Source organism: Arthrobacter sp. zg-Y40 (assembly GCF_020731535.1).
GTDB lineage: Bacteria > Actinomycetota > Actinomycetes > Actinomycetales > Micrococcaceae > Arthrobacter_B.
Window position 1 is genome coordinate 382,867 of record NZ_JAJFZS010000001.1, and the last position, 13,400, is coordinate 396,266.

Annotated in this window: 11 protein-coding genes; 1 reads left to right on the top strand and 10 read right to left on the bottom strand. The window is 67.3% G+C overall.

The genetic code is table 11. The features are described from left to right. The first annotated feature begins 157 nt into the window (after positions 1 to 157). Positions 158 to 1,303 (top strand): glutamate--cysteine ligase, encoded by a 1,146-nt coding sequence (locus LJ754_RS01745; protein WP_227912843.1) that lies wholly within the window; start codon positions 158 to 160, stop codon positions 1,301 to 1,303. On the opposite strand, the gene tsaD is transcribed toward LJ754_RS01745, so the two are convergent. From tsaD to glgX, 10 genes are all read right to left on the bottom strand, one after another. Then, entirely contained in the window at positions 1,300 to 2,379 is a 1,080-nt protein-coding gene (gene tsaD, locus LJ754_RS01750) for a tRNA (adenosine(37)-N6)-threonylcarbamoyltransferase complex transferase subunit TsaD (RefSeq protein WP_227912842.1), read from the bottom strand. The genes LJ754_RS01745 and tsaD overlap by 4 nt on opposite strands. Further along, positions 2,376 to 2,840 (bottom strand): ribosomal protein S18-alanine N-acetyltransferase, encoded by a 465-nt coding sequence (gene rimI / locus LJ754_RS01755; RefSeq protein WP_227925418.1) that lies wholly within the window; start codon positions 2,838 to 2,840, stop codon positions 2,376 to 2,378. The genes tsaD and rimI overlap by 4 nt, the downstream gene beginning before the upstream one ends. Before the next feature lie 26 nt (positions 2,841 to 2,866). Further along, positions 2,867 to 3,535 carry a tRNA (adenosine(37)-N6)-threonylcarbamoyltransferase complex dimerization subunit type 1 TsaB gene (gene tsaB, locus LJ754_RS01760; protein ID WP_227925079.1) on the bottom strand — a complete coding sequence of 223 codons (669 nt, stop codon included), beginning with the start codon at positions 3,533 to 3,535 and terminating at the stop codon, positions 2,867 to 2,869. A gap of 36 nt (positions 3,536 to 3,571) precedes the next feature. After that, positions 3,572 to 4,105 (bottom strand): tRNA (adenosine(37)-N6)-threonylcarbamoyltransferase complex ATPase subunit type 1 TsaE, encoded by a 534-nt coding sequence (tsaE, locus tag LJ754_RS01765; RefSeq protein ID WP_227925080.1) that lies wholly within the window; start codon positions 4,103 to 4,105, stop codon positions 3,572 to 3,574. Beyond that, the gene (gene alr / locus LJ754_RS01770) at positions 4,102 to 5,352 is read right to left on the bottom strand and encodes an alanine racemase (protein WP_227925081.1); all 1,251 of its coding nucleotides are present in this window, start codon (positions 5,350 to 5,352) and stop codon (positions 4,102 to 4,104) included. Before alr ends, tsaE begins: the two co-directional genes overlap by 4 nt. A gap of 4 nt (positions 5,353 to 5,356) precedes the next feature. Beyond that, positions 5,357 to 5,890: a GNAT family N-acetyltransferase gene (locus tag LJ754_RS01775; protein WP_227925082.1), complete on the bottom strand. Its 534-nt coding sequence runs from the start codon at positions 5,888 to 5,890 to the stop codon at positions 5,357 to 5,359. Further along, on the bottom strand, positions 5,891 to 6,937 hold the full coding sequence (mgrA, locus tag LJ754_RS01780; RefSeq protein WP_227925419.1) for an L-glyceraldehyde 3-phosphate reductase: 1,047 nt from the start codon (positions 6,935 to 6,937) through the stop codon (positions 5,891 to 5,893). A gap of 143 nt (positions 6,938 to 7,080) precedes the next feature. Beyond that, the gene (treZ, locus tag LJ754_RS01785; RefSeq protein WP_227925083.1) at positions 7,081 to 8,820 is read right to left on the bottom strand and encodes a malto-oligosyltrehalose trehalohydrolase; all 1,740 of its coding nucleotides are present in this window, start codon (positions 8,818 to 8,820) and stop codon (positions 7,081 to 7,083) included. Beyond that, a complete protein-coding gene (treY, locus tag LJ754_RS01790; protein WP_227925084.1) occupies positions 8,817 to 11,147 on the bottom strand; it encodes a malto-oligosyltrehalose synthase in 2,331 nt (776 codons plus the stop codon). The genes treZ and treY overlap by 4 nt, the downstream gene beginning before the upstream one ends. Further along, complete coding sequence (gene glgX / locus LJ754_RS01795; RefSeq protein WP_227912828.1) at positions 11,144 to 13,333, bottom strand: glycogen debranching protein GlgX; 2,190 nt, start codon at positions 13,331 to 13,333, stop codon at positions 11,144 to 11,146. Before glgX ends, treY begins: the two co-directional genes overlap by 4 nt. Positions 13,334 to 13,400: the final 67 nt, after the last annotated feature.

Genomic DNA, 13,400 nt, shown 5'->3' on the forward strand with positions numbered 1-13,400 from the left:
GGCACGGCTGCAGCTCGCGCCGGTCCCGCGGCGCAGGACCGGTTCGGCGTAACAGGTCTGCCGGTGCTGTCCGCGGCGATAGGATTGGGAAGGTTCTCAAGCGCAAAGATGCGGGTCCGGGCGCTGTTAGTTGGTAATGCATGAAGCAGGAGACAGTTTGGAAATCGAGTTCGCCAAGTCCGCGCAGTCAACCCTTGGAGTCGAGTGGGAACTCGCCCTCGTGGACGGCCGTACGGGCGACCTGGTCTCAGTAGCGGACCAGGTGCTGTCCGGTGTCAACGCCAATGATCCTGCACTGCGGGCCGATGAAGAGCATCCGCACATCAAGCAGGAACTGCTGGAAAACACCGTGGAGCTGGTGACCGGCGTATGCACCACCGTGGCCGAAGCCAAGGCCGACCTCACCCGTTCACTGGAGGCGGTCCGCCGGGTCACCGACCCGATGGGCGTGGAACTGTTCTGCTCCGGTTCGCACCCGTTCAGCACGCCGCGCTCCCAGCCGGTCACGGACAAGGAACGCTACGCCAAACTCATTGACCGCACGCAGTGGTGGGGCCAGCAGATGCTGATCTACGGCGTGCACGTGCATGTGGGCCTGGACAGCCGGGACAAGGTGCTGCCCGTCCTCGACGGCCTGGTCAACTACTTCCCGCATTTCCAGGCCCTTTCCGCTTCCTCGCCGTTCTGGTCCGGGGATGACACGGGCTACGCCTCCCAGCGGGCCCTGATGTTCCAGCAGCTGCCCACCGCCGGACTGCCGTTCCAGTTCGGTTCCTGGACCGAATACGAGGCTTACGTCGCGGACATGTTCACCACCGGGGTCATCGACTCCATCAGTGAAATCCGCTGGGATATCCGGCCCGTCCCCGGCCTGGGCACCATTGAAATGCGGGTATGCGACGGACTGGCGAACCTGCAGGACGTGGGTGCCATAGCCGCCCTGACCCAGTGCCTGGTCCACGAATTCTCCTCGATCATCGACGCCGGCGGCACCATTGCCACCATGCCCCCGTGGCATGTGCAGGAAAACAAATGGCGGGCGGCCCGCTACGGCCTGGAAGCCATCGTGATCCTGGACGCGGAGGGCAACGAAAAGCTGGTCACCGAGCACCTGCTCGAAGACGTGCTGCCCCGGCTGGAACCGGTTGCGGAGCAGCTGGGATGCAGCGCGGAACTGGCCGACGTGCGGACCATCATCGAGCGCGGTGCCGGCTACCAGCGGCAGCGGCGGGTGGCTGCGGAGAACGACGGCGACCTGCGCGCCGTCGTCCTCGACGGGATCGCCCAGCTCCGCGGCGCCTAGGCGCCGGCCGGCAGGTGGACTGTGGTCACCGGCAGGGACGGGTCCGTGCCGAAGCCGATGCCGGAGGGTTCGCCGCCGGCCATGACCACCTGGGCTCCCAGCGCCGCCACCATGGCCCCGTTGTCGGTGCACAGCGAAATGGGCGGTACCCGCAGGGTGATTCCGGCAGCGGCGCACCGTTCACCGGTCAGTGCCCGGAGCCGCGAATTGGCGGCCACTCCCCCTCCCAGCAGCAGGTTCGTGATGCCGTGCTCGGTGCAGGCCAGCACTGCCTTGGCGGTGATGACGTCCACCACGGCTTCCTGGAAGGACGCTGCAATATCAGCCACCGGCGGTTCCTGCCCCGCGGCCTCGTACTGCTCCACGCAGCGGGCCACGGCCGTCTTCAGCCCGGAGAAGGACCAGTCGTAACGGTGCGGCCCGGGCGCATCCGGCGTCCCCATGTACTTGGGCTGGGTGAGTCCGCGCGGGAAGCGGATGGCCAACGGATCACCCTCGCGGGCCAGCCGGTCGATGGCCGGTCCGCCGGGGTACCCCAGGCCGAGGATGCGGGCCACCTTGTCGTAGGCCTCGCCCGCGGCGTCGTCGATGGTGGAGCCGAGCAGTTCCACGTTGTCGGTCAGGGAAGCCACCTTCAGGATTTCGGTGTGCCCGCCGGAAACCAGCAGCGCCCCGAGGTTCTCCGGCAGCGCCCCGCCGTCGAGCACACCCACACCCACGTGCGCCACCAGGTGGTTGATGGCGTACAGCGGTTTGCCGGTGGCCAGGGCCAGGGCCTTGGCGGCGCTGACGCCCACCATCAACGCACCGGACAGGCCGGGGCCGGAGGTCACCGCAATGGCGTCGAGCTCGGCAAGGCTGACGCCTGCTTCGGCCAGGGCGGCCTGCAGGGCCGGCACCACGGCGTCCAGGTGCGCCCGGGACGCGATCTCCGGAATGACCCCGCCGAAGCGGACGTGTTCGTCCATGGAGGAGGACACCGTGTTGGTCAGCAGCGCCGTGCCGCGGACAATCCCGATGCCGGTCTCGTCGCAGGAGGATTCGATGCCAAGCACCAGGGGTTCGGTGCGGTTCATTTGCTGTCCTTCTTATCTGGTGCACCGGACCACGCGGCCAGCGGCAGGCGCATGATCAGGGCGCTGGCGCCGTCGCGGTAGTAGCGGGGGCGGATGTGGATCTGTTCGAAGCCGAACCAGCGGTAGAGGCGCTGGGCGCGGGGGTTGTCATCGCGTACTTCCAGCAGCACGTCTTCGGCGCCGCGCTGCTGGGCCTCGTCCACGAGCATGGCCAGCAACCGGGAGCCAATGCCGGCGCCTTCCTTCTCGGGTACCACGGCAATGGTCTGGACGTCCGCGATCGGCAGCACGCACATCAGCCCGGCGTAGCCGATCACCGTGCCGTCCGCGTCTTCGGCCACGTAGTAGGAGCGCGTCCCGGTCTGCGCCAGTTCGTCGTGGAACATCTGCAGCGGCCACGCGTCGACCGGGAACAGCCGGCGTTCCAGGGCGTCCACGGCGGGAATGTCCTCGGCGGTCATGGGCCGCAGCCGTACGCCGGGGGCGCTCACAGGGCGCGCTTCCGCGGGCCGGGAACCTTGGCATCGGATTCGCGCAGGTACAGCGGGGTGCTCGCCAGCAGGGGCAGGCCCCGGGCCAGCCGGACGACGGCGGTTCGGCCCAACGCTTCGGCGGTGGGCTGGGCGGCGGCAAAGTCCTCCACGGCATGCAGGATTTCGGGATAGAGCCCGGCACCGGCACCGTAGACGGGCAGCGCCGGTACTACGGCCGGGTCCCCGACGTGCGGCCCCTCGAGCAGTTCGGGTGTTCCGCCGGTGCTTCGGTAGCTGGCCCAGTAGACCTCTTTGCGGCGCGCGTCGGTGGCGACGGCGAACTTGTCGATGCCCAGGCGCCACGCGTCCAGGGCGGCGTCCACGGCGATCGCGTCCAGGCTCATCACCCCGTGCAGCGGTTTATCCCAGGCGAAGGCGAGGGTGCGGGCCGTTGCGATCCCGGCGCGCAGCCCGGTGAACGGTCCCGGGCCGACGCCCACCACCACGGCGTCGAGGTCCGCTCCGGAGACACCGGCCTCAGCCAGCAGGGCGGCGATGCCGGGAGCCAGGACTTCGGCGTGGGAGCGGGTGTCGGCGGTGGCAAAGGATCCCAGGACCTCCCCTTCCCCGTTGAGCAGAGCCGCACTGGCTATGGCGGAGGTATCGATGGAGAGAATCAGCACGGGTACCATTCTACCGGCGCGTGCCGGACGCTCCCTTCAGCCCAGGTCCGGGGCCGTGGCCCACCGCGGACCGTAGCCGGCCAGCCGGATCAGCCGCTCTTCGTCCGTGTCCTCTGCGGAGAAGTCGGTGCCCGGCCCGTCCGGCCCGGAGGAGGCCCTGCCGACGGCGCGGACCAGGGTGATTTCCACCCGGCTGTCGGAGAGGTGCTCCACCAGTCCGGCACCCCACTCGACCACGGTGACCGAGCGGTCCATGGAGGCCTCCAGGTCGATGTCGTCGACCTCCCCTTCGGAGCCCAGCCGGTAGGCGTCCACGTGGACGAGGTCCGGACCGCCGACCATGTTGGGGTGCTCGCGCACCAGCACGAAGGTGGGCGAAATGATGCCCGGGCGTACGCCCATGCCTTCGCCCAGGCCCTGCGTGAACGTGGTTTTGCCGGCGCCGAGTTCCCCTGTCAGCAGCAGCAGGTCACCGCGCTGCAGCAGGGCGCCAAGGCGTGCGGCGAGTGCCTTCGTTTCACCGGCACCAGTGGTGGTGTACTCCGCTTCCCAGGCGGCTGCCTGCGTCACTGGGCCTGTACCTTCTGCGCAGCCGGACCGCCCGCAATCTGCTCAGCCGCTTCCAAGGCGATGGGCGGGGCGTCGGCCGGAGCCGGCTCGCCCGCAGCACTGTCCACATACCGGCGGGGCACCCGGCCGCTGATCCTAGTGATGATCTCGTAGTTGATGCTGCCGGCGGCCGACGCCCATTCGTCCACGCCGGGCGCGCCTTCCCCGCCGAAGAGGACCGCTTCGTGGCCCACAAGGGAATCGGGGGTCCCGGCGATTCCCGTCCGGTGCAGGTCAATGACCATCTGGTCCATGGCGATGCGGCCCACCACCGGGTAAACCTGCCCGTCCACTTGTACCGGACCGCCGGTGGCCACCCGCGGCACGCCGTCGGCGTAGCCCAGGGGCACCAGCGCCAGGGTGGTGGGTTCCTTCGTCCGGTAGTGCAGCCCGTAGGACACACCCTGCCCGGCGGGGACCTCCTTGCAGGCCGCAATGGTGGTTTTCAGCGTCATTGCCGGGCGCAGGCCAAGCTCGGCCGGTGTCTGCCCCGCGAACGGGGACAGCCCGTACATGCCCAGGCCAATGCGGACCAGGTCGAAGTGGGCGTCGGGCCGGGACAGGGCTCCGGGAGTGTTGGCGATGTGCCGCACTTCGCGGTCCACACCGGCGTCTTCGGCCACGGCGACGGCGATGCGGAACTTCTGCAGCTGCTCGTCGGTTTCCGGGCGGTGCGGCTCATCGGCCACGGCAAAGTGCGAAAAGATGCCCACTACGCGCAGCAGGCCCTCCTCCTGGTAGGCCAGGGCGCGTCCAACGAAGGCCTCCCAAAGGTCCTCCGGGCAGCCGTTGCGGCCCAGCCCGGTGTCGATTTTCAGGTGCACGCGGGCGGGTATCTGGAGTTCCCGCGCGGCTGCGACGACGGCGTCCAGGTCCCAGCCGGACACCCCGACATCCACATTGGCCCGGATCGCTTCGCCGAAGTCCGTGTCCCGGGTATGCAGCCAGGCCAGGACCGGTTCGGTAATACCCGCGGCCCGCAGCTCCAGCGCTTCGCTGATGTGCGCAACCCCCAGCCATGCCGCGCCTGCCTCGACCGCTGCCCGGGCGGTCTGCACTGCACCGTGCCCGTAGCCGTCCGCCTTCACTACCGCCATCACCCGTGCGGGGCTGACAACGTGGGACAGGTGGCGGACATTGTGGCGGATCGCAGCGAGGTCGATGACGGCCGACCGTTCTGCGGGGGACTGGGATTCTGCATAGTTCACGTACCTATTCTTCCACCCCTGTACCGGTCCGTCCGCCGGGGTGCTGCAGGGAGCGGTACATGATGTGCAGTCCGGTAAGCCCTGCGACGGGATGGTCGAAGGCTTCGGGCACGGTGGCAAGGATGCGGAAGCCCAGCGACTCCCAGAGGCGTACGGCCCGGGTGTTGGTTTGCACCACGGCGTTGAACTGCATGGACCGGTAGCCGCGCCGGGAGGCCTCCGCGAGGACGTGTTCCGCGAGGGCGCGGGCAATGCCGCGGCCGCTGAACTGTGCCCCGGTCATAAAGGACGCGTTCGCCACGTGGCTGCCGTTTCCGGACCGGTTCGGGTGCAGCTGGGCGGTGCCGGCCACCGTCCCTTCCAGCTCCGCCACGAACACCGCCGTGGGGGCCGGCTCCAGCCACAGCTCCCGGGCCTGCTGTTCGTCGGTGCCGGTGTCCCAGCAGTACGTCTCGCCGGCACGCACAATGGGCTCCATCAGGTTCCAGATGCCCGGCCAGTCGCCCGGCCGGGCCGTCCGGATGGTAACTTCCGCCATTTACGCTTCGAGGGCCGCTGCCCAGAGGTTGATCTTGGAGTCGACGGCGTATTCGTCAATGCGGTGCAGTTCGTCCGCGCTGAACTCCAGGTTGTTAACCGCAGCCAGCGAGTCCTCCAACTGCTTGACGCTTGAGGCGCCGATGAGCGCGGAGGTGATGGACGCGCCGTCGGCCCGGGTGCGCAGGACCCAGGCGATGGCCATCTGCGCCAGGCTCTGGCCGCGGGATTCGGCAATGCTGTTCAGCCCGCGGACCCGTTCCAGGTTTTCTTCCGAGAGCTGGGACTTGTCCAGGGACTTCCCCGCGGCGGCACGGGAATCTTCCGGAACGCCGCCCAGGTACTTGTTGGTGAGCAGCCCCTGGGCCAGCGGCGAGAAGGCGATGGAGCCGGCGCCGACTTCATCCAGTGCGGCGAACAGGTCGGGCTCGCCGTCCTCCACCCAGCGGTTGAGCATCGAGTAGGAGGGCTGGTGGATGAGCAGCGGGGTGCCCATTTCCCGCAGGATGCGTGCCGCCTCAATGGTCCGTTCCGGCGAATAGGAGGAGATGCCCGCGTAAAGCGCCCGGCCGGAGCGCACTGCCGTGTCCAGGGCACCCATGGTTTCCTCCAGCGGGGTTTCCGGGTCGGGGCGGTGGCTGTAGAAAATATCCACGTAATCCAGGCCCATGCGCTCCAGGGACTGGTCCAGGGAAGAGAGCAGGTACTTGCGGGATCCCCAGTTTCCGTAGGGGCCGGGCCACATGTCGTAACCGGCCTTGCTGGAAATCACCAGCTCGTCGCGGTACGGACGGAAATCGTCGCGCATGTGCCGGCCGAAGTTGGTCTCTGCGGAACCGTAGGGCGGGCCATAGTTGTTGGCCAGGTCAAAGTGGGTGACTCCCAGGTCGAACGCACGGCGCAGGATGGCCCGCTGCGTTTCGAAGGGCTTGTCATCACCGAAGTTGTGCCACAGCCCGAGCGAGACGGCCGGGAGCTGGAGTCCGCTCTGTCCGACGCGGCGGTAGGGCATGGATTCATATCGGTTCTCTGCAGCAACATAAGTCATGGGCACCATACTGCCACTGTTGCCTCGCTCACGGTGCCCCCCGGCCCGGCCCGTCTCCGGGACGGCTTAATCCGCTGCAGCCGGCGCCCGGCAGGAGAATAACCTGCGGGACACCGGCTGCAGTGGACGCTGCGGTGCTGCTATCAGGCCAGGATGGCTGCGCCGTACGCGGGCAGCTGCACGCCGTCGCCGGAAACCTCTGACGGGCCGGTTTCCAGCAGGATATCGACCTGCTTCCCGAACGGAACCGGCACCTCGCGGGGGGTGTCCGCGAAGTTCAGGACCACCGTGGTGGACCCGCGCTGCATTACCAGCCAGCGTCCCGCTTCGTCATAGTCCACCCTGACGTTGCGCAGGTCCGGGTCCATCAGGTCGGGGGTTTCCCGGCGCAGCGTCAGGAGCCGGCGGTACAGGTCCAGGAGCCGTCCGTGGTTCCCTTGCTCCACCTCGGACCAGTCCAGCTTCGAGTTGGTGAAGGTTGCCGGATCCTGGGGATTGGGAACCGTGTCCGGATCCCATCCCATCCGCTCGAATTCCTTCAGACGGCCCTCCGCCGTGGCTTTCCCCAGCTCCGGTTCCGGATGGGAGGTGAAGAACTGCCACGGGGTAGACGCACCGAACTCCTCCCCCATGAACAGCATGGGGGTGAACGGGGAGGCCAAGCTCAGCACCGCGCCAAGGGCGAGCTGCTCGTACCCCAGGGTCGCGCTGAGCCTGTCGCCTGCCGCCCGGTTGCCGATTTGGTCATGGTTCTGGATGGCGGTGACCAGCTGGCGCGCGGTCACCACGTCCTTGTCCAGCGGACGGCCGTGCCCGCGTTCCCTGAAGGAAGAGAATGTGCCGTTGTGGAAGAACCCCTCCTGCAGGACCTTCGCCAGCGCCCCGACCGAGTCGAAGTCCGCGTAGTAGCCGCCGTTTTCACCGGTGAGGTTGGTGTGGGCTGCATGATGGAAGTCATCGGACCACTGGCCGGTGAGGCCGTAGCCGTTGACGCTGCGCGGGGTGATGAGACGGGGGTTGTTCAGGTCCGACTCCGCGATAAGGAACAGCGGCTTGCCCAGGGTCTCTGCGCAGTTCTCCGTCGCTGCTGCCATTTCCTCGAGGATGTGCACGGCCCGTTCGTCGTGCAGGGCGTGCACCGCATCCAGGCGCAGCCCGTCCACGTGATAGTCGCGGAACCACATCAGCACGTTGTCCACGATGTACTGGCGGACGGCGTCGGACAGCGGCCCATCCAGGTTCACCGAGTCGCCCCATGTGTTCGACTTCCCCTCCGTGAGGTAGGGGCCGAACATCGGCAGGTAGTTGCCGCTGGGTCCGAGGTGGTTGTACACCACGTCCTGGATGACGCCCAGGCCCTTGCGGTGGGCTGCGTCGACAAAGCGCTGGTAAGCCTCGGGCCCGCCGTAGGTTTCCTGCACGGCGTACCAGAGCACGCCGTCGTAACCCCAGTTGTGCGTACCGTTGAAGGCGTTGACCGGCAGCAGTTCCACAAAGCGGACGCCCAGGTCCACCAGGTAGTCCAGTTTGCCGATTGCTGCGTCCAGCGTGCCTTCGGGGGTGAAGGTGCCCACGTGCATTTCATAGATTGCGCCGCCGTCGAGCCCCGGGGACACCCAGCCGGAGTCCTGCCACTGGAACAGATCGGGGTCAAAGGTGCGCGAGAGGGCGTGGACTCCTTCGGGCTGCCGGCGGGAGCGGGGATCAGGAACCGGAGTTTCCGCATCGTCGATGAGGTAGCCGTAGTCGACGTCTTCGGTGAGCTCGGCGTGCTGGGCGTGCCACCAGCCGTTCTCGCCGCGGCTCATCGACAGGCGCCGGCCGTCGGCCAGCAGCGTCATGGTGTTGGCCTTGGGCGCCCACACCTCGAAAGTGGTCCTCATTCCCCGTCCTCCCGAACAAGCAGTGCCACCGGATAGGTGCCAAACAGTTCCGCTGCGGCCAGCCGGCCGCTGCTGTGGTGCGTACTGCCCGTGATGACATCCCGGTACGTGCCCGGAGCCAGCACGACGGCGGTATCCTGCCAGCCGCCCGCCTGTTCAAGTCCCAGCGGCAGCCTGGTCAGCAGGGCAACCGCGCCGCCGCGGTCAAATCCGAACAGGTGTTCCGCAGCCGGTCCGTGCACGGCCACCGGCACATAGCCGGTGAACAGTTCGGGGCGGCCGCGCTTGAGCTGCAGGGCCCGGGAGGTGACCAGCAACTTGGCCGCGGCTTCCTCGTCCACGGCCGGAACGCCGGCGTCGGCAAATGATGCCGCCGTCCGGCGCCGCCGGGCGTAGTCCACCGCACGGCGGTTGTCCGGGTCCACCAGGGAGCGGTCCCAGAATTCAGTGCCCTGGTACACGTCGGGCACTCCCGGCATGGCCAGCTGCAGGAGCTTGGCCGAAAGCGAATTGCTGTAACCGGCTTCCCTTACCCGCTCCACGAAACCGGTGATCAGCGCGTTTACCTCCGCGTTGTCGAACGCGGCGTCCACGGCCGCATGCATCCGGTCCTCGAATTCAGCGTTGGGCGCGGTCCAGGTGGTGCTGGCTGATGCTTCCCGCGATGCCTTCTCGGCATATGCATGGGCCCGTTCCCGGCTCAGCGGCCAGGCGCCGGCGATGGCCTGCCAGAGCAGGTTGGCCATCGGCCCGTCGCCCATGGGCACCAGGGCGTCAAGACGGGTGAAGGTTTCGCTCCACTCGTCCGGGACCTCGGCCAGGACCGAGATCCGGGCCCGGGTGTCCTCGCTGCGTTTGGTGTCATGGGTGGTCAGTGCCGTCATGGCTGCCGGCTGTTCCAGCTGCCGGCGAAGCAGCCGGGCATGCAGCTGCGAAGGGGCCACGGCAAAGTGCGCCGGGTCCGCACCCACCTCGTTGAGCGAGGTCAGCCGGGAATAGCGGTAGAACGCGGTGTCCTCCACGCCCTTGGCCATGACCATGCCGGAGGTCTGCTGGAAACGCACTGCCAGCTCGCCCAGGTCCTGCAGGGACACCGGAGCGGAGGCGCCGGGCAGCGGGTCCAGTAGGCCGTGCAGGGTCTGCAGGGCCGCGGCAAGATCCGGCCTGTGGACCGTGGCGGCAATAACGGCGTCGGTCAGGTAACCGGCGCCTTCAGGCAGGTAGCTCCGGTAGACCGGGAAGCACGCCAGCAGTTCCGCCAGCGCATCGGCGGCCGTTGCGGAATCCAGTCCGGAACCGGCCGGCAGCAGCCGCACCAGCCGCTGCACCTCGGAGTGGAGCAACCCGTCGGCGATGGCCCGCTTGGTGCCGTGGATCATGTCGGCGTACGGCTCCAGGGGAACCATGGCGGTGAGGGTGTCCTCGCCGGCCGGATCCACGAACAGCCGGTCGACGTCGGCGAGCGCGTCATACCCGGTGGTGCCTTCGGTCTCCCAGTCCGCGGGAAGCTTCTCCCCCGGCTCCAGGATCTTTTCGACCAGGATGTAGGCACCTCCGGTCAGTTCCCGCAGCCGGGCGAGGTACCCCTTGGGATCGGCGAGACCGTCCGGGTGGTCGATCCGCAGGCCGTCCACCAGGCCCTCGTCGAACCAGCGCTTCACTTCGGCGTGGGCCTCGTCGAAGACCCACTGCTCCTCCACGCGGATGCCGGCCAGGGTGTTGACCCCGAAGAACCGGCGGTAGTTCAGTTCGTTGTCGGCGCGGCGCCAGTTCACCAGTTCGTAGTGCTGGCGGGCATGGACGTCCACGGCCGAGTCGCCAACGGACGCCGTGCCGTGTGCCACCGGGTAGCGGTTGTCGTAGTAGTGCAGCTCGCCGTCTACCAGCTTCAGCTGCTCCAGTTCGTTTTCGCCGTCGCCCAGGACGGGGAGGCGCAGCTTTCCGCCTGCCGCATCCCAGTCAATGTCGAACGCTTCGGCGTAGCGGGAGGCGCGGCCTTCGGCCAGCACGGACCACCACCACTTGTTCGCCGCCGGGGTGGCAACACCCATGTGGTTGGGCACAATGTCCACCAGCACGCCCATGCCCGCTGCGTGGGCGGCGTCGGACAGGGCCCGGAGTCCGTCCGCACCGCCGCGGGCGGGATCCACTGCGGAGGGGTCAACCACGTCGTAGCCGTGGTCGGACCCCTCTTCAGCGGTCAGGATGGGCGAGAGGTACACCCAGTCCGCGCCGAGGTCCGCGAGGTACGGCACCAGTTCAGCGGCGTCGTAGAGGGTGAAGGAAGGGCGGATCTGCAGCCGGTAGGTGGACAGCGGGGTCCTCATACCGCACCCTCGGACATGTGCGCCTTGGATCCGGCCAGCGCTGCCAGGGAGGCGGCGACCGAATGGTCGTGCTCCTCTTCCTCCGCGTGGGCCCGCAGGACCACCATGGATTTGGCAGCCACGGTCAGCTGGCCGTCAGCGGCCACCGGTTCCGAGTCGGCGTATTCTCCGGCAGTGTCGATCACCAGGTCCCACATGGGGGCGTATTCCTTGGACGGAAGGGTGATCTTCACGGCCTCGTCGTGGGCGTTGAAGTACAGCAGGAAGTTCAGGTCGGTGATGCGCTGTCCGCGTGTATCCTTCCCGGAAATGCCCTGTCCGTTGAGGAAGACACCCAGGGACCGGGCCACCGGAGTGTCCCAGTCATCCGGGGACATGGTGGAACCGTCCTCGTTCAGCCAGACGATGTCCGGCAGCGCCTCGCCCTCGCCGCGCCGTACGGGACGGCCGTCGAAGAACCGGCGCCGGCGGAACGTGGGGTGCTCGGCGCGCAGCGTGTTCACCGCTGCCGTGAATTCCATCAGCGGAGCATCCATGGTCTCCCAGTTGATCCAGCTGAGCTCGGAGTCCTGCGCGTAGGTGTTGTTGTTGCCCTGCTGGGTGCGGCCCAGCTCGTCGCCGTGGGCGATCATGGGCACGCCCTGGGACAGGAGCAGGGTGGCAAGGAAGTTGCGCTGCTGGCGGGCCCGCAGGGACAGGACCGCGGGATCATCCGTGGGCCCCTCAACGCCGCAGTTCCAGGAGCGGTTGTGGGACTCGCCGTCGTTGTTGTCCTCACCGTTGGCCTCGTTGTGCTTCTCGTTGTAGGACACGAGGTCCTGCAGCGTGAAGCCGTCGTGGGCGGTGACGAAGTTGATGGACGCCACCGGGCGGCGGGCGGAGGACTCGTACAGGTCCGCCGAGCCGGTGATGCGGGAGGCGAACTCGCCCAGGGTGGAGGGCTCTCCGCGCCAGAAATCGCGGACCGTGTCGCGGTACTTGCCGTTCCATTCGGTCCACTGCGGAGGGAAGTTGCCTACCTGGTAGCCGCCGGGGCCAACGTCCCACGGCTCGGCGATCAGCTTGACCTGTGACACTACCGGGTCCTGCTGCACCAATTCGAAGAAGGCGGACAGGCGGTCCACGTCGTAGAACTCTCGGGCCAGCGTCGAGGCCAGGTCAAAGCGGAAACCGTCCACATGCATTTCCGTGACCCAGTAACGCAGCGAGTCCATCAGCAGCTGCAGCGAGTGCGGGTTGCCCACGTTCAGCGAATTGCCCGTGCCCGTGTAGTCCATGTAGTACTGCTTGTCGTCCTCCACCAGCCGGTAGTAGGAGGCGTTGTCGATGCCGCGGAAGGACAGCGTGGGGCCCATGTGGTTGCCCTCGGCCGTGTGGTTGTAGACCACGTCCAGAATCACTTCGATGCCGGCCAGGTGCAGTGCACGCACCATGGCCTTGAATTCCTGTACCTGCTGGCCCTGATCGCCGGTGGCGCTGTAGGTGTTGTGCGGGGCGAAGAAACCGATGGTGTTGTAGCCCCAGTAGTTCGACAGTCCCTTTTCCTGCAGGGTCGAGTCGTTGACGAACTGGTGAACCGGCATCAGTTCGATGGCGGTGATGCCCAGCTTCTGCAGGTGGGCGATCACCGAAGGATGCGCAACGCCGGCGTACGTGCCGCGCTGTTCTTCGGGCACATCGGGGTGCAGCTCGGTCAGGCCCTTGACGTGCGCTTCGTAGATGACCGACTGGTGGTAGGGAACCTTCGGCCTGCGGTCGCCGTCCCAGTCGAAGAACGGGTTGATCACGACGCCCATCATCATGTGCGCGGCGGAGTCCTCGTCGTTGCGGGAATGCTCGTCACCGAAGTTGTAGCCGAAGAGCGACTGGTCCCAGTCGATTTCACCGGCCACGGCCTTGGCGTAAGGATCCAGCAACAGCTTGTTGGGGTTGCACCGGTTGCCGTTCTCCGGGTCATTCGGCCCGTCTACGCGGTAACCGTACTTCTGGCCGGGCAGCACCTGCGGCAGGTAGCAGTGCCAGACATACCCGTCGACCTCGGTCAGCCGGACCTGGTGCTCGGTGCCGTCCTCATCAAACAGACACAACGTGACAGAGTCCGCGACTTCGCTGTACAGCGCAAAGTTAGTGCCGTTTCCGTCGTAGGTCGCGCCCAGCGGGTAGGCATCTCCCGGCCAAACTTCCATGTAGTGCTCCTGAACTAGTTCCTGACAACACCAAAATTAATATGTCTGCTTACTTTTGTACCCCAGA